Annotated in this window: 15 protein-coding genes; 6 read left to right on the top strand and 9 right to left on the bottom strand. The window is 72.1% G+C overall.

Annotated features, from left to right (window positions below; translation table 11 throughout):
• The first annotated feature begins 48 nt into the window (after positions 1–48).
• Positions 49–891: an SDR family NAD(P)-dependent oxidoreductase gene (locus KM427_RS06740; protein WP_215526714.1), complete on the top strand. Its 843-nt coding sequence runs from the start codon at positions 49–51 to the stop codon at positions 889–891.
• Here the strand turns inward: KM427_RS06740 and KM427_RS06735 are convergent.
• On the bottom strand, positions 863–2215 hold the full coding sequence (locus tag KM427_RS06735) for a threonine/serine exporter family protein (protein WP_215526713.1): 1353 nt from the start codon (positions 2213–2215) through the stop codon (positions 863–865). The two genes, KM427_RS06740 and KM427_RS06735, sit on opposite strands and share 29 nt — an antisense overlap.
• Before the next feature lie 38 nt (positions 2216–2253).
• Here KM427_RS06735 and KM427_RS06730 point away from each other — a divergent pair, with 38 nt between their 5' ends.
• Complete coding sequence (locus KM427_RS06730) at positions 2254–2793, top strand: DUF402 domain-containing protein (protein ID WP_183591310.1); 540 nt, start codon at positions 2254–2256, stop codon at positions 2791–2793.
• Positions 2794–2812: 19 nt separating this feature from the next.
• A complete protein-coding gene (locus KM427_RS06725; RefSeq protein WP_183591311.1) occupies positions 2813–3940 on the top strand; it encodes a glutamate--cysteine ligase in 1128 nt (375 codons plus the stop codon).
• Between the two features lie 421 nt (positions 3941–4361).
• Here KM427_RS06725 and KM427_RS06720 read toward each other — a convergent pair whose 3' ends face one another.
• The 4 genes from KM427_RS06720 to KM427_RS25695 all read right to left on the bottom strand — a co-directional run bounded on the left by KM427_RS06720 (position 4362) and on the right by KM427_RS25695 (position 8784).
• On the bottom strand, positions 4362–5642 hold the full coding sequence (locus tag KM427_RS06720) for an IS110 family RNA-guided transposase (RefSeq protein ID WP_215526712.1): 1281 nt from the start codon (positions 5640–5642) through the stop codon (positions 4362–4364).
• A gap of 751 nt (positions 5643–6393) precedes the next feature.
• Positions 6394–7485 carry a DNA polymerase IV gene (locus KM427_RS06715; RefSeq protein WP_215526711.1) on the bottom strand — a complete coding sequence of 364 codons (1092 nt, stop codon included), beginning with the start codon at positions 7483–7485 and terminating at the stop codon, positions 6394–6396.
• Positions 7482–8585 carry an FUSC family protein gene (locus KM427_RS06710; RefSeq protein ID WP_252275106.1) on the bottom strand — a complete coding sequence of 368 codons (1104 nt, stop codon included), beginning with the start codon at positions 8583–8585 and terminating at the stop codon, positions 7482–7484. The genes KM427_RS06715 and KM427_RS06710 overlap by 4 nt, the downstream gene beginning before the upstream one ends.
• Before the next feature lie 67 nt (positions 8586–8652).
• Complete coding sequence (locus KM427_RS25695; RefSeq protein WP_281374564.1) at positions 8653–8784, bottom strand: hypothetical protein; 132 nt, start codon at positions 8782–8784, stop codon at positions 8653–8655.
• A gap of 806 nt (positions 8785–9590) precedes the next feature.
• Between KM427_RS25695 and KM427_RS06705 the strand changes: the two genes are divergently transcribed.
• Positions 9591–11009 carry a WS/DGAT/MGAT family O-acyltransferase gene (locus KM427_RS06705; RefSeq protein ID WP_215526710.1) on the top strand — a complete coding sequence of 473 codons (1419 nt, stop codon included), beginning with the start codon at positions 9591–9593 and terminating at the stop codon, positions 11007–11009.
• On the opposite strand, the gene KM427_RS06700 is transcribed toward KM427_RS06705, so the two are convergent.
• Positions 11010–12194, bottom strand: coding sequence for a site-specific DNA-methyltransferase (locus KM427_RS06700; protein ID WP_215526709.1), 1185 nt, complete (start codon positions 12192–12194; stop codon positions 11010–11012).
• Between the two features lie 70 nt (positions 12195–12264).
• Here KM427_RS06700 and KM427_RS06695 point away from each other — a divergent pair, with 70 nt between their 5' ends.
• A complete protein-coding gene (locus tag KM427_RS06695) occupies positions 12265–13554 on the top strand; it encodes a phosphodiester glycosidase family protein (protein WP_215526708.1) in 1290 nt (429 codons plus the stop codon).
• 3 nt (positions 13555–13557) lie between these two features.
• Here the strand turns inward: KM427_RS06695 and KM427_RS06690 are convergent, their stop codons facing one another.
• Positions 13558–14007 (bottom strand): hypothetical protein, encoded by a 450-nt coding sequence (locus KM427_RS06690; protein WP_215526707.1) that lies wholly within the window; start codon positions 14005–14007, stop codon positions 13558–13560.
• 67 nt (positions 14008–14074) lie between these two features.
• On the opposite strand from KM427_RS06690, the gene KM427_RS06685 reads away from it, so the two are divergent.
• Complete coding sequence (locus KM427_RS06685) at positions 14075–14653, top strand: mismatch-specific DNA-glycosylase (RefSeq protein ID WP_215526706.1); 579 nt, start codon at positions 14075–14077, stop codon at positions 14651–14653.
• Positions 14654–14662: 9 nt separating this feature from the next.
• Here the strand turns inward: KM427_RS06685 and KM427_RS06680 are convergent, their stop codons facing one another.
• The gene (locus tag KM427_RS06680) at positions 14663–15274 is read right to left on the bottom strand and encodes a GNAT family N-acetyltransferase (RefSeq protein ID WP_252275104.1); all 612 of its coding nucleotides are present in this window, start codon (positions 15272–15274) and stop codon (positions 14663–14665) included.
• Between the two features lie 4 nt (positions 15275–15278).
• Entirely contained in the window at positions 15279–16526 is a 1248-nt protein-coding gene (gene glgC, locus KM427_RS06675) for a glucose-1-phosphate adenylyltransferase (protein WP_215526705.1), read from the bottom strand.
• Positions 16527–16537 lie beyond the last annotated feature (11 nt).

Here is a 16537-nt window from a genome sequence, read left to right as displayed (position 1 = left end):
CGCCACTCTATTGACGCTCGTTCAATAGCGCCAGTAACCTCGCGACCCGTGCGGAGCTTTGATGGCAAGGTCGTGGTGATCACCGGCGCGGGCTCGGGCATCGGCCGGGCGCTGGCCACCAACCTGGCGGCGCGGGGCGCGCGGCTCGCGCTGAGCGACGTCGACGACGGCGGACTCGCCACCACCGTCGCGCTGGCCGAGTCGGCCGGCGCCCGCGAGGTGCGCGCCGACCACCTCGACGTGGCCGACCGGGCCGCGTTCGCGGCGTACGCCGAGAGCGTCGTCGGGCACTTCGGCGGCGTCAACGTGGCGATCAACAACGCCGGCGTCGCGCTGGCGGGCGACCTGATCGACCTCGACTACGGCGACATGGACTGGATCATGGGCATCAACTTCTGGGGTGTCGCGCACGGCACCAAGGAGCTCCTGCCGCACCTGATCGCCTCCGGCGACGGCCACCTCGTCAACATCTCCTCGCTCTTCGGGCTGGTCTCGATGCCGGGCCAGAGCATGTACAACGCGGCGAAGTACGCCGTGCGCGGGCTCTCGGAGGCGGTCCGCGAGGAGATGCTGGTCGCCGGCCATCCCGTCGGGGTGACCGTCGTGCACCCGGGCGGCATCAAGACCGCCATCGCCCGCAACGCGCGCTACGCCGCGACCGAGGACGGCGCCGAGAGCGCGAAGCGGTTCGACGAGAAGCTCGCGCGGATGACGCCCGAGCGGGCCGCCGAGGTCATCCTGAGCGGGGTCGAGAAGGGCAAGGCGCGCGTGCTCGTCGGCATCGACGCCCACGCGGTGCACCAGCTCGCGAAGCTGGCCGGATCGCGCTACCAGGACATCGTCGCCCGCGGCGCGCGCAAGGTCATTCCTCCGAAGACGACGTCCGCCTGAGCCGGCCCCGCCTGCGGGGCTTGACGCGCAGCGGTCCGACCAGGCGTGGCCCCGCGAGTCGGCTCTCGAGCTTGCGTGCCTCGCGCTTGAGCGGCTGCGCGACGTACTCCCCCAGGATCACCCCGGAGGCGAGCGCCAGCGCGACCGCCCCGGCAGTGAACAGCGCGAGGAGACCCTCGGAGGTGCTGGCACCCCCCTCGGAGAGCAGGCTCAGGCCGCGATAGATCGAGAGGCCCGGCAGCATCGGCACCACCGCCGGCACGACGACGACCAGCGGCGGGACCCGGAGCCGGGCCGCCACGCCGTAGCTGACCAGGCCGACGAAGAACGCAGCGAACGCGGTCGGCCAGGCCCTGCCGACGCCGCTGACGTCGACCGACTGGGAGATCAGCATCGCGATGGCCGCGACCAGGCCGATCGTCACGAGCACCCGGCGCGGTGCGTAGGAGGCGAAGGCGAACGACGCCGCACAGATCGCGGCGCCGATGGCCGTGGCGGAGGCCTGCTTGAGGTCGACCACCGCGCCCGGCTCCAGGCGACCGACGTCCACGCCGAGCATGTCGCCGAGCTCGAGGCCGCCGCCGACCCCGGCGATGATGCCGGCGGTCGCGAGCATGGCCTCGGTGAGCCGGGCGCCGGCCGTCACGTAGAAGCCGGACAGCGCGTCCTGGAGCGCACCCATGAAGCCGATGCCGGCCAGCAGCATGATGATGTTCGCGGTCACCACGACCGACGGGTCGAGGTCCATCGGGGTGGCCGCGACCAGGACCGCGATCAGCGTCGCGACCCCGCCGCCGGCGACCTGCAGGTAGAAGAACGGCAGCCGCCGCCGCGCCATCACCAGCTGGAGCCGGTCGATGCACACCGCGGCCACGAAGGCGATCGTGACGACCTCCCAGCCGCCGCCCAGCTGTAGACCGACGCCCGCGCACATGGCCCCCCAGCCCAACGTGGCGGCCCAGCGCGGCAGAACGTGGCCCGAGGAGACGATCCGGGCCAGCCGGCCGCGCGCGTCCTTGAGGTCGACGTCGCCGCGGAGCACGTCGCGGACCAGGTGGTCGACCAGCGTGAGGTCCTCGTAGTCGATCTCCCGCTGCTTCACCTGCCGGATCAGCACGAACGCCGGCAGCTCGGGGTCGGGCTGGTAGCTCATCGACAGCGACGTGAACGTCACGTCGACCTCGGGGTTGCGCACCCCGAGCTGCCACGACAGCGCCTGCATCGTCGCGGTGACGTCCGCCGCACCGGCGCCCGAGGAGAGCAGCAGCTCGCCGACGCGGAGGCAGAAGTCGAGAGTCAGGTTGAGCTCACGAGCCTCCAACATGGCCGCCATGCTTGCAGCCGGGCGTCTAGGTTGACCATGTGCCACACGCTCTGGGAGACGAAGTCCGCGTCGTGATGTCCAAGTGGGGCGGCCGACCGCATTGGGAGTTCGACGCGCTCTTCCTCGGCAGCGACCGGCACGGGGACTGGCTCGGCATCCCGGTCGGCACCCGGATGGCCCGCCCCGGGGCGACGTACGTCGCCCCGACCCACCAGGTCGGCCTGGTCCCGCCGCCCGGCCCCGAGGCGGAGCGCGGCTGGCTCGGCACCTTCCACGACGTGGACGGTCCGGTGCGGGTGTACGTCGACATCACCACCCCGCCCGTCTGGACCGGCGCGACGGTGCGCGCGGTCGACCTCGACCTCGACGTACTGCTGGGGCACACCGGCCGCTCCTGGGTCGACGACGAGGACGAGTTCGCCGATCACCGGATCCGGTACGGCTACCCGGAGGAGGTCACCCGCGCCGCGATGGCATCCTGCGACCGCGTGCAGGCCCTGGTCGCCCGGGGCGCGGCGCCGTACGACGGCAGTGCGACCTCCTGGCTCGCCCGACTGAGGGAGCTGCTGGCCCGGTGAGGTGTGGAACGCTGGTCGCGTGCGCATCGCCTTCCACGAATCGCCGGAGCCGACGCTGGGCGTCGAGTGGGAGCTCGCGCTCGTCGACCGGCGCAGCCGCGACCTGCGCAACGACGCCACCCACCTCTTCGCCCGGGCCCGGCCGCGGCTCGCGGACCCGAGCAGGCTGCACCAGGAGCTGCTGCGCAACACCGTCGAGGTCGTCAGCGGCGTCTGCCGCACGGTCGGCGAGGCGATGGCCGACCTGCGCGGCACGCTCGAGGTCGTCGTCCCGGCCGGGGACGCCCTCGGCCTCGACCTGTACGGCGCGGGCACCCATCCGTTCGCGTCGTGGACCGGCCAGCAGCTCACCGAGGGCCACCGCTACCAGGAGTTGATCAACCGCACCCAGTGGTGGGGCCGACAGATGCTGATCTGGGGCGTGCACGTGCACGTCGGGCTGCCGGCGCAGGAGCGGGTGATGGGCGTGCTCTCGGCGCTGCTCACCTACTACCCGCATCTCCAGGCGCTCTCGGCGTCGTCGCCGATCTGGGCCGGGCTCGACACCGGCTACGCGTCCAACCGGGCGCTGATGTTCCAGCAGCTGCCGACGGCCGGTCTGCCGTTCCAGTTCACGCAGTGGTCGGAGTTCGAGGCGTTCGTCCAGGACCAGCTCACCACCGGTGTGATCGACGAGCTGTCGGAGATCCGCTGGGACGTGCGGCCCGCGCCGCGGCTGGGCACCCTGGAGAACCGGATCTGCGACGGCGTCTCCACCCTCGCCGAGCTGGCCGCCCTGGCCGCGCTCGTGCACTGCCTGGTGGTCGACCTCGACACCCGGATGGCCGCCGGCGAGCAGCTGCCGACGCTGCCGCCGTGGCACGTCCAGGAGAACAAGTGGCGGGCCGCCCGCTACGGCCTGGACGCGATCGTCATCACCGACGCCGCCTCGAACGAGCGGCTGGTCACCGAGGATCTCGCCGACCTGCTCGACCGGCTGGCCCCGGTCGCCGACCGGCTCGGCTGCGCCGACGAGCTCGCCGCGGTCGCCGACATCCCGCGCCGGGGCGCGTCGTACCAGCGCCAGCGGGCGGTGGCCGCCGAGACCGACGGCGACCTGGTCGCGGTCGTCGACTCCGTGGTGCGCGAGCTGCGCGGCGGCCTCTAGGCCGTTGCACGACCTAATCCGAAAATCAGCCGGAGCCGGACACACGACAACCTTGCGCCGTTCCGATGGCTCGGTGCTGCGTGTCGGCTTCAGTTGTGGACGGGTGACCTCCGCGCTGTTGGAGCAGGGGTGTGACAGGTGACCGCCCGGGGGGACTGATGAGGTGGATCGAATCTAATCCTCGTGCTCTGACCCTGAAGGGTCGTGGCGACATCGAAGGGCACATGGCCGGTCCCCGCGCGCAGGCTAGTCCACGGCCTCGTAACGGACCATAGGGTGAGCGTCGTCGACCGGGCGGCCACCCACCGATTTTCAGCCCGGAACGGGCGCCCCCGCAAGGGGGCAGGATGGCTAGTCCGAGAATGGCGGTGACCAGGCAGGCGGCAGCTCCCGGCGGAGCCGGGAAGGGTTGTTGCGGTGGTTAGGCGGCGGGTTCGAGGGTGACGTGGTAGCCGAGGGCTTCGAGGCCTCGGATGTGGCTTCGCTTCTTGGCGGTGGTTGAGACGCGCTGGTCGTAGTGGTCGGGGCCGAGGTCTTGGTAGCGGGCGTTGGGGTCGGCGAGGAGGTGCCAGATGATGGTCAGGATCGATCGTCCGACCGCGACCATGGCCTTCTTCTTGCCGCGTCGGCGCGCGAGCCGGCGGTAGCGGGCGCCGAGGAAGGTCTCGGTGCGGCCGGCGCCGACGGCGGCTTCGCCGAGGACCCGGGCCAGGTAGCGGTTGCCGTGTCCGGTGGAGCCGTTGCCCTTGTTCTTCCCGGCCGATGACTTGATCCCGGGTGAGAACTTCGCCCACGACGCGAGGTGGCCGGGGGTGGGGAATCGGGTCATGTCGAGGCCGATCTCGGCGATGATGACCGCGGCCGCTCGCGGGCCGATCCCGGGGATCTCATCGAGCCGGGCGACCGCGTCAGCGAAAGGGGCGAGATGCTCCTCGAGCTCGTCCTCGAGGGCGGCGATGTCGTTGTTGGTCTGATCGATGCGCGCCAGCATCCGTGACAGGAGGAACCGATGGTGCTCACCGAAAGTGCCGACCTTGAGTCCGGCGAAGGCCTCCTCCAGCAGGCTGATCTTGGGACGCATCCGTGAGCGGGCCAGGTCCGCGAGTCGCTTGGGATCGCGTTCCCCAGCGATCATCGCGGCCAGCATGTCGCGTCCGGAGACCCCGAAGATGTCCGAGGCGACCACCGAGAGCTTGATGCAGGCGTCCTCCAGCAGATTCTCGACCCGGTTCTTCTCCGCGGTGCGGACCCCGACCAGGTCGGCTCGGTAGCGGGTGAGGTCCCGCAGCCGGCGGATCTCGTGTGGGGGCACGAAGCTGGGTCGGAGCATCTGACGTTCGGCGACCTTGCACAGCCACACCGCGTCCAGCACGTCGGTCTTCGGCCGTCCGGGCAGGTGCCGGACGTCCTTGGCATTGACCAGCCACGGCTGAAGTCCGTGAGCCTCAAACAGGTAGAACGGTGGCCGCCAGTAGTCGCTGGTGGCCTCCATCACGACCCGCTCGATGCGTAGATCGACCAGATGGTTGGCCAGGTCGCTCAACGACCCCACCATGGTCGAGTGCGTGGTCACCTCCTGGACCCGGCGCTTCTTGCCCGCCGCCGCGGGCAGCCGGACACAGCACACGACCTCGGCCTTGCCGATGTCCAACGCTGCGACGCGTTCGATGATCTGCTCATCGTCTTCAGAGTCTGCGAACACCCCACTCCTCCTTGGGATCGGTCGGTTCTGATGGCAACGACCGCCCGGGGGAACCACCAGGGCAAAGAAGCGAATCTAATCCGAAAATCAGCCGGAGCCGGACACACGACAACCTTGCGCCGTTCCGATGGCTCGGTGCTGCGTGTCGGCTTCAGTTGTGGACGGGTGACCTCCGCGCTGTTGGAGCAGGGGTGTGACAGGTGACCGCCCGGGGGGACTGATGAGGTGGATCGAATCTAATCCTCGTGCTCTGACCCTGAAGGGTCGTGGCGACATCGAAGGGCACATGGCCGGTCCCCGCGCGCAGGCTAGTCCACGGCCTCGTAACGGACCATAGGGTGAGCGTCGTCGACCGGGCGGCCACCCACCGATTTTCAGCCCGGAACGGGCGCCCCCGCAAGGGGGCAGGATGGCTAGTCCTCGCGCTCACACCGACTCACCTCCTGGTGACCCGGATCGGCAGCACTGAAGGGCCCACCACGCGGTTCCCGCGCCCGGCTAGACGACGGCCTCGCAGGACCATAGGAACAACGGCGTCACCGGGCGGCCGCAGCACCATTCTCAGCCCGGAACGGGCGCCCCGACAGGGGCACTTTGGCTAGATGAGTAATTCCAAGGGATCGTGCAAGCGAGCGGCGCTCAGCGCCGCGCTGGCCAGGCGCCGGCGCGACGACAGACTGGATGTCTCTCGAGCGCTGGCAACGCAGCCAGCGTGGATGCTGAGCGTCGCGTAGCGTGCGAGACCTTGGAATTAGTCATCTAAGTAGCCGCCATCGGGCGGCACCATCTCGAGGCGTACGCCGAGCAGCCGCACCGGCCGGTCGTGCTCCACCCGGTCGAGCAGCGAGACGGCCGCGTCCGCGAGCAGGTCCGGGTCGTTGGTGGGCTCGGGCAGGGTGAGGCTGCGGCTCAGCGTGCGGAACGGCTTGAGCCGGATCTTCAGCCCCACCCGCGCCGCCGGACGCCCTTCGGCGTCGATGTCCTCGACCGCCCGGCGGGTGATCCGGCGGACCGCCTCCGCGACCTCGTCCCAGTCGTCGAGGTCCTGCTGGAAGGTCTCCTCGCGCCCGTGCGCCCGGGGCACCCACGGGGTCGCGTCGACCGGACTGGTGTCGACGCCCCGGCCGAGCCGGTGGAACCACGGACCCATGGTGGGCCCGATCTCGGCCGCCAGCACGCGGGCGTCCGAGGCGGCCAGCTGGTCCACGGTGTCGATGCCGAGTGCGGCCAGCCGCTTGGCCGTCTTGGCGCCGACACCCCACAGCGCCGTCGTCGGCCGGTCGCCCATCACCTGCTGCCAGTTGTCCGCGGTCAGCTGCCACACCCCGCGGGGCTTGCCGAAGTCGGTCGCGATCTTCGCGCGCAGCTTGTTGTCGCCGATCCCCACCGAGCAGTGCAGGCCGGTGGCGTCGAGCACCGCGGCGCGGCACAGCTCGGCCCACTCCCGCGGGTCGCCGAGCTCGCCGTGGCCCGGACCCGGCGCCAGGAACGTCTCGTCCCAGCCGAGCACCTCCACCACGACCGGCACGCCGCCCCAGGTCAGCGAGCGCAGCGTCGCCATCACCTGCTCGGACGCCTCGTTGTAGACGTCCTTGTCGACCGGCAGGAACACCGCGTCGGGGCACTTGCGCGCCGCGATCCGCAACGGCATCCCGGAGCCCACCCCGAAGGCGCGCGCCTCGTACGACGCCGTCGACACGACCCCGCGCTCGGTCGGGTCGCCTCGCCCGCCCACGATCACCGGCCGGCCGGCCAGCTCGGGCCGGCGCAGCACCTCGACCGCGGCCAGGAACTGGTCGAGGTCCACGTGCAGCACCCACGGCTGCTCCGGCGGCCCGTTCATCGCCGGGGTGGGGGCAGCGCGTCCGTGGACTCCATCTGGCCGAGCCCCGAGACCATCAGCAGGTCGACGACGACCGAGCGGAGCTGGGCGAGCACGGCCTCCGCGGCCAGCACGCCGGTGCGCTCCAGCCGGCCGGTGGCCTCACCCACCGCCAGCAACGGGGTGCGCGCCGCGACCGCCATGTGGTCGGTGGCCAGCTCGGCCGCGGCCATCTCGGCGGCCGCGGCAAGATCGACCGTGAGCCGGGCGTAGGACGCCGGGATCGGACGGCGGTGGTAGGCCGCCACCGCCGTCTGCCGGACCAGCACCCGGGTGCTGCGCAGCGCCCGGTCGAGCGGGTCGACCAGCGAGGACATCTTGCGCAGGTCACCGCGGTGACGCACCCGGAACGGCGACGACGTGACGACGTCGAGCCCCTCGTCGGCGGCGGCCTGGAGCTCGCGGATCAGATAGTCGGTCGAGCGCGCGTCGGCGAGCAGGTCGAGCGCCGCCTCCGGATCGCCCTCGGTCATCACCTCCGCCGCCGCGCGCAGCAGCGCGGCGATCTTGCGCATCACCACGGCCGCCTGCTCCCGTGGCCGGCGCAGCGGCGCGGCCGGCACGACGGTCGCCGCCACCAGGGCGACCAGACCGCCGACGACCGCGTCGGTCCACCGGGTGAAGGCGGCGCCGGGGTCGGGCACCAGCGAGGCGACGACGATCGACTGGACGGCGGCCTGGGTGACCAGGAGCGGCCCGCCGTCGAGCAGGAAGGCCGCGGTCATCGAGAGCGCCACGATCAGGGCGATCTGCCAGGCCCCGGTGCCGACCCAGACCACCAGCAGGTCGGCGAGGAAGACCCCGACGGCGACGCCGACGGTGACCTCGGCGACCCGCCGCATCCGCTGGCCGTAGGAGGTGCCGAGCGCGACCACGGCGGCGACCGGGGCGAAGAACGGCGTCGGGTGGCCGAGCAGATCAGCCGCCACGAACCACGCGACCCCGGCCGCGATCGCGCACTGACCGATCTGCCACCACTTCGAGTGCCAGCGCAGCAGGCGGGTCCGGACGGACGTGCGACCGCGATCCCACATCCGGTCGAGCGGTCCGGCCTCCTCCACAGCGCCGATCCTGCCATGCCCCTCGGCCGTCTCCGAGGCTCCGGATGCCCGGGCAGCCGGGGGTCGCTCACCACGCGTGCACCCGCTCGATGCCCGGGCCTTCCGGGGGCGATGCGCCCTTCGCCGCCCCGGCGACTCCGAGCCCGCAGCCGATCGCGGCGACGACGACTGCGGCGACGAGGACGGTCAGGTTGCTCATGGCGACTCCCGGCGGGTCGGGCACCGGCGGGATCCGGTGCGCCGACGACGCTAGGGGCGATCGCGGACGTCCGACGGACACACCGTCGTCCCCTGGGGAGAACGGCGTCGGAAGGACGCCTGTGGACGACATGTGGTCGTGGGGCAGCGGCCCCCCACCGGTCTGATCGGGCCGCTCCGGGGCGAATCAGAGGCCACACCAGCATCTCCGCTCCCATCGCCAGAGCCCGTCAGGCGAACCGCTCACGACACGCCGACCCAACACGGCGTGTCGCCACCGCTTCGCCTGACCACCTCGTGACTGCCAGGGGCAACGGGCGTCTCGGGCCTGACGGCCCTCACCCCTCAACCACCGTGCGGGCGGGTGGTTTCGAGACAGGCGCCAGCGCGCCTTCCTCAACCACCGTGCGGGCGGATGGTTTCGAGACAGGCGCCAGCGCGCCTTCCTCAACCACCGTGCGGGCGGATGGTTTCGAGACAGGCGCCAGCGCGCCTCCTCAACCACCGTGCGGGCGGATGGTTTCGAGACAGGCGCCAGCGCGCCTCCTCAACCACCGTGCGGGCGGATGGTTTCGAGACAGGCGCCAGCGCGCCTTCCTCAACCACCGTGCGGGCGGATGGTTTCGAGACAGGCGCCAGCGCGCCTTCCTCAACCACCGTGCGGCCATGGTGGTGCGAGGCTCGGGCCTGGCGGCCCTCGCACCTCGACACCCGTGGGCCTGCCGCGGCCGACGCGGTTGTGACGACCGCCTCGACGCGCCATAGTCGGCACACCACCGAACGGCGGCGGAGGGAGGGCGGCATCGCGTGGCCTCACTCATCGACCCGACGGGGACGGCGTTCCTCCTGGCGGAGAGCCGCACGATGCCGATGCACGTGGGCGGCCTGCATCTGTTCGAGCGGCCCGAGGGCGCCGGGCGCGACTACGGCCGGCAGATGTACGAGTCGATGCGCGACGTCGACGAGGTCGCGCCGCTCTTCCTCAAACGGCCGCACCGGTCGCTGACGACCGCGGGACAGCTGGTCTGGGTCGAGGATGACCAGTTCGACATCGAGCACCACGTCCAGCACGGCGCGTTGCCCCAGCCGGGCCGGGTCCGCGAGCTCCTCGAGCTGGCGGGGCGGCTGCACAGCACCCGGATGGCCTGGGAGCGGCCGCTCTGGGAGGCGACGGTCATCGAGGGGCTGCGCGACGGCCGGATCGCGCTCTACACGAAGACCCACCACGCGCTGGTCGACGGGATCTCCGCGATGCGGCTGCTGCAGAGCGTGCTGTCGACCGACGGCGAGCGCACCGCGATGCCGGCGCCGTGGGACGCCCGCACCCGCCGTACCTCGAGCAGTACGTCGGGCAGCGCGGCGCCCCCGCAGGCCACGGATCTCACCGACCTCCCCCTGCGCACCCTGCGCTCGGCCCTCGCGATCGCCGGCGAGGCCGCCGGGCTGCCCGCCGCGCTGGCGCGCACGGTGACCAGGGGCGTGCGCAACGAGACCTCGGCGATCTCGCTCCACGCACCGCGCACGATCTTCAACCAGAAGATCACCGGGTCGCGGCGGTTCGCCGCCCAGGACTGGCCGGTCGCGCGACTACGGGGCATCGGCACGGCCACCGGCACCACGATCAACGACGTCGTCCTCGCGATGTGCGCGGGTGCGGTGCGCGCCTACCTGCTCGAGCTCGACGCGCTGCCGGACGCGCCCCTGGTGGCGATGGTGCCGGTCGGCCTGAACGCCCGGCAGGCGAACGCCGCGTCGACCGACGGCGGGAACGCGGTCGGCTCGGTGATGTGCCGGCTCGGCACCGACCTCCCCGATCCCGCCGACCGGCTGCGCACGATTCACGCCTCGATGACCGACGGCAAGCAGGCGCTGTCGACCATGACCCCGGCCCAGATCCTCGCGATGAGCGCGCTCGGCCAGGCGCCCGCGATCATCGCGCCGCTGCTGCGGCTGGAGGGCATGATGCGCCCGCCGTACAACCTGATCATCAGCAACGTGCCCGGCCCGCGTACCACGCACTACTGGAACGGCGCGCGGCTGGTCGGCACCTACCCGCTCTCCATCCCGATCAACGGCATGGCGCTGAACATCACCTGCACCTCCTACGACGGCAGGCTGGCCTTCGGGCTGATCGGCTGCCGTCGCACGGTGCCGCACCTGCAGCGCATGCTCGGCCATCTCGACACCGAGCTGACCGCCCTGGAGCGGGCGGCCGGCGCGACGTGACTAGTCCAGCTCCTCGTAGCCGCCGCCGACCGTGTCGGCGACGGCCTGGAGCCGGGCCCGGGTGACGTCGGCGACCGTGCCTAGTCCGGCCGCGTGCGCGTTGGAGCCGGGGCGGGTCGGTTCGGCGGAGTTGATGCTGACGCAGCGCCGGGTGCCGCCGTCCGCGGCGTTCTCGAGCGCGACCGCATGGCCGGTCGTGCCGCTGCCCGCGAAGAAGTCCACGACCAGGGCGTCGGCGGGCATCGTGCCGAGGATCCGGCGCAGCAGCCCGGTCGGCTTGGGCGACTCGAAGACGTGGCCGACCAGCTCCTTGAGCTCGGCGACCGCGGTGTCGGTGGAGCCGACCTCCTCGGCCAGCCAGATCGTGCGCAGCTTCTTGCGCCGCCCTCCGGGCGTGTCCCGGTGCAGCCAGTCGCGCTGGTAGACGTCCACCCGCTCCCCCGCGCGGCCCTTCACGACGCGACAGACCACGTCGTCGGGTCGGGCCTCGATCAGCGGCGGGCTCCACCGCCACACCGCCGGCGTGCCGTCGCCGAAGACCGGCCTGATCTCGACGGCACCGTCGAACGCCGTCGTGCTCACCCGTCCGCTGCGCGGATCGCCCCAGACCGCGAAGTGCAGGGTGCGGGCCGTGACCGGGTTGAACTTCTTGTTGGTGTTGCGCAGCGGCAGGTGCCGGTAGCGGCGGCCGTCCGGAGCGGTCAGCGGGAAGTCGCGCTCGTCGACGGTGTCCGGGCTGCTGGCGTCGAGCACGGTACGGCGCGCGTCGCGGGCGTAGACGAGCAGGTACTCGTGGTTCGTGGCGAAGCCCCGGCCGAGCTGACGCCCCTTGGGGTTGAGGTTGACCACGATCTGGGCGAGCAGGCTCTCCTCGCCGAACACCTCGTCCATGAGCAGCCGCAGGTGCGCCACCTCGTTGTCGTCGATGCTGACGTAGATCGCGCCGGTCTCGGCGAGCACCTCGCGGGCGGCGACCAGCCGGGGGCGCATCATCGTCACCCAGGCCCGGTGCCGGCTGCGGCGCGAGCCGTCGGCGCGGAAGTCGTCGTGATAGGCGAAGTCGTTGCCGGTGTTGTAGGGCGGGTCGATGTAGACCAGGTCGACGGGCCGGCCCAACAGCGCCGGCAGCCGCGGCAGCACGTCGAGGTTGTCGCCCTCGATGAAGACGTTCCACGGCTCGCCCACGGTCCGAGCCTAGAGACACACGAGCACCAGGTGACCGATCCACGCCCATGCGCAACCTACCCTTGGGCAGGTGCGCACTCGGGTTACCTTGACCGTCGGGCTCACTGCCTGTGCCCTCATCGCGGCCTCCCCTGCCCTCGGGGACCCCGGTCCGGACCGGCCGACCACGGCCGAACGGCACTACGCCGTGCAGCGGGACCACTCGCAGGGCCGGTCGCTGCACCCGCGGCACACCTCCGGCAACGAGCCCGGCTGGATCGCGCCCGACCTCTCGCCGGCGCAGCGTCGCGCGCCGGCGCGCAAGACCGAGGCCACGTCGTACACGGTCGTGCCGGGCGTGACGTACTCGACCTGGACGCAGGTCGACGCGCGCGGCCCGATCGTCGCGCACCTGCTGGCCGTCGACCCGAAGGCCGCCGGCGTCGGCATCGACTACCTCGCGCCGAAGCACGTCGCCGAGACCTCCCCGGTCGGGACCATGCTCGCGAAGGACACCCGGGCCGTGGCCGGCGTCAACGGCGACTTCTTCGACATCGGCCGCACCGGCGCGCCCCTCGGGGTCGGGAAGGCCAAGGCCAAGAAGCTGCTCCACGGGCGGGTCGAGGGATGGAACTCCGCGTTCTACTTCGACAAGGCGGGCGCGCCCCAGATCGGCGAGCTGCCGATGATCGCCCGCGTGCGCAACCGGCCGCGGATCGAGGTGACGGGCCTCAACCAGCCGTACGTCGCGCCGAACAGCGTCGGCGTCTACACCAAGGCGTGGGGCAAGACCGATGGCTACACGATGACCCAGGGGCAGCGGAAGCGCATCCGGGTCGTGTGGGTGCGCAAGAACCGCGTCGTCAAGGTCCGCAAGGTGCTCAAGAACGACCGCAGGATCCCCGGCACGATCCTGATCGGCCGAGGGGACGGCGCCCGGCAGCTGAAGAAGCTGAAGAAGGGCAGCAAGGTCGTCGTCAAGGCCCGGCTCAAGGGCCGCCCCAAGATGGCGATCAGCGGCGACCGACCGCTCATCGACGACGGCGTCATCAAGGTCGTCGACAACCGCGTGATGCACCCCCGCACCGCCGTGGGCATCGACCGCGACTCCGGCCAGATCCTGCTGCTGGTCATCGACGGCCGCTCCTCGGCGAGTCGCGGCTACACGATGGTCGAGCTCGCCAACCTGATGATCGACCTCGGGGCCGACGAGGCACTCAACCTCGACGGCGGCGGCTCGTCGACGATGATCGCCCGCGACGCGACCGGGGCGAACCAGGTGCTCAACAAGCCGTCCGACGGATTCCAGCGCTGGGTCGCCAACGGGCTCCAGGTCACCTACAAGGCGCCGGCCGCCCGCAAGCCCGGGCGACGCCGGTAGAACTCAGGCGGGCACCAGCACCAGCACCACGCTGGTGATCGGCGCCAGGCACTGCTTGGTCGGCGACGGCAGCACCGCCCGTACGACCGTCTCTCCCCCGGTGCTCGTGCCCACGACGCGAGTCGGCACCTCGCAGCCGATCGCCACCACGGCCGCCGCCAGCCGCCGGTCCTCGGGCACCCGCGCCCGCTCGGCGGCCCGCACGATCTGGCCCTGGAGGCGGTCGTTGCGGAACCGCTCGACGTAGCGCCGCACGGCCTGCTCGTCGGCCAGCACGGTCAGCTCGGTCGTCACCCGGCCGCCGGCGGAGGTGCCGGTGAGGATCGCAACCTCGATGATCTCGCCCGGTGCGAGCGAGGCCGGCGCCGCACCCGGGGCTTCGCCGCCGCGGTCGTCGCCGCAGCCGCCGGCCAGGAGCAGGACCAGCGCGACCGTCGCGAGGGTGCGTCGCATGATGGTTCGACGCGGGCGCGGTGGCCCGGGTTCCGGGCGGCCGACGGCACCTGGCAGGCTTGCGGCCGTGGCCCGCTTCACCCGCGCCGAGCTGGAGTCCTTCCGCGACGCGGAGGTCCCCGACCTGCTGCCCGGCCCCGACGACCCCGCCCTCCGGCTGCTCTTCGTGGGCATCAACCCCGGCCTCTGGACGGCGGCCACGCAGACCCACTTCGCGCACCCGGCCAACCGCTTCTACCCGGCGCTGCTGCTCGCCGGGATCATCACCGAGCCGGTCAGCCCGTCGGACGGGATGATCGACGCCGACCGCGACCGGCTGCGCGCCCGCGGGATCGGCATCACCAACATCGTGCGCCGCGCGACCGCCCGGGCGTCGGAGCTCTCCGACGACGAGCTGCGCGCGGGCGGGCTGGAGCTGGTGGAGACGGTACGCCGCACCTCGCCGCGGGTGGTCGCGATCGCGGGCGTCACGGCGTACCGGGTCGCCTTCGGGCAGCGGCGCGCCGCGCTCGGCCGCCAGCCGGAGCCGATCGAGGGCGCGGAGCTGTGGGTGGTGCCGAACCCCAGCGGGCTCAACGCGCACGAGACCGCCCCCACGCTGGCCGCGGCGTACGCCGACGCCGCCCGGGCGGCCGGCGTCCTCTAGACGGGCTCCCTATCCGCAAGCGCGGGAGTCGGACGGCGGCCGCCACTCGCGCCTGAGCAGCCCGTAGACCCACGAGCTCGACACCTCGCCGTTCACGACGCAGTCCTCCCGCAGCGTCCCCTCCCGCACGAAGCCGAGCTTCTCCAGGACGCGGGCGGACGCCGCATTGCGCGTGTCGACCTCGGCCTGGACCCGGTTCAGGTCCAGCGTGTCGAAGGCCCACCGCAGCAGCGCCCCGGCGGCCTCCGTCGCGTAGCCGTTGCCCCATGCCGCCTCGCCGAGGACGTAGCCCAGGGACGCGCTGCGGTGGTCCGGGTTCCACCGGACCAGCGCGCACCAGCCGAGGAACGCCCCGTCGGAGGCGCGCTCGATGACCGGCCGCGCCCCGCTGCCGTCCTCGGCCATCCGCCGGCAGGTCGCGACGAAGCGCCCGGCCCGCTCGGGATCGGTCCAGGGCGGCGAGTCCCAGTAGCGCAGCACCTGGGCGCTGCTGTGCAGCGCCCAGAGGGCGTCCGCGTCCGCATCGGCGACCAGGCGCAGCCGCAGCCGCCCGGTGTGCAGCGTGGGCGTGGGCAGCGTGGGCGTGGGCAGCGTGGGCGTGGGCAGCGTGGGCGTGGACATGGGCCTAGACCGGGAACGCCTGGTCCTTGCCGAGCACGGTCAGCCCGTCCTCGACCACGAACCCGCGGGCCCGGTCCTCCTCCGGGTCGACCCCCAACCGGGCGCCGGGCGGGATCGCCACGTGCTTGTCCACGATCGCGTGCCGCACGACCGCACCGGCGCCCACGTGCACGCCGTGCATCAGCACCGCGCCGCGCACCTCCGCGCCCGCGTCGACCCGCACGGACGGCGAGAGCACGGAGCGACTCACGGAGCCGCCGGTGACGACGATCCCCGGCGAGAGCACCGCCTCGTCGACCAGGGCGGGCTCGCCCGCGCTGCCCTGTACCAGCTTGGCCGGGGGCTGCGGGCCGTAGGAGGTGTAGATCGGCCAGTCGAAGTTGTAGAGGTTGAAGACCGGCAGCGGCGAGACGACGTCGAGGTGCGCGGCGTAGTAGGAGCCGAGGGTCCCGACGTCGCGCCAGTAGCCGCGGTCGCGCGCGGTCGACCCGGGGACGTCGTTGTCCCGGAAGTCGTAGACGCCCGCCTGCTGGCGGCGCACGAACGCCGGCACGATGTCGCCGCCCATGTCGTGCTTGGAGCCGATCTCGGTCGCGTCGCGGGTCACCGCCTCGACGAGCACGTCGGCGTCGAAGACGTAGTTGCCCATCGACGCCAGCACCTCGCCCGGGCTGTCGGGGAGGCCCGCGACCTCGGTCGGCTTCTCGAGGAACTCGCGGATCCGGGTCGGGTCGTCGGGGTGCACGTCGATGACGCCGAACTGGTCGGCGAGGCCGACCGGCTGGCGGATCGCCGCGACCGTGCAGGTCGCGCCGCTCTCGACGTGCGCCTGGACCATCTGGGAGAAGTCCATCCGGTAGACGTGGTCGGCGCCCACCACGACGACGATGTCGGGCTGCTCGTCGCGGATCAGGTTCAGCGACTGGTAGATCGCGTCGGCGCTGCCGAGGTACCAGTGCTTGCCGACCCGCTGCTGCGCCGGCACGGGGGTCACGTAGTCGCCGAGCATCGTCGACATCCGCCAGGTCTGGGTGACGTGCTTGTCGAGGCTGTGCGACTTGTACTGGGTCAGCACCACGACCTGCAGGTAGCCGCTGTTGACGACGTTCGAGAGCGCGAAGTCGATGAGACGGTAGATGCCCGCGAACGGCACCGCCGGCTTCGCCCGGTCCGCGGTGAGCGGCATCAGGCGCTTGCCCTCCCCGCCCGCGAGGACGATCGCGAGGACCTTCTTCCGGGAGCCGGGCGCCATGGGTCCAACGT

Origin of the sequence: Nocardioides sp. LMS-CY, assembly GCF_018732145.1 — a bacterium.
GTDB lineage: Bacteria > Actinomycetota > Actinomycetes > Propionibacteriales > Nocardioidaceae > Nocardioides > Nocardioides soli.
The sequence above is the reverse complement of the archived record's forward strand: the minus strand, read 5'-3'. Positions and strand labels throughout refer to the sequence as shown.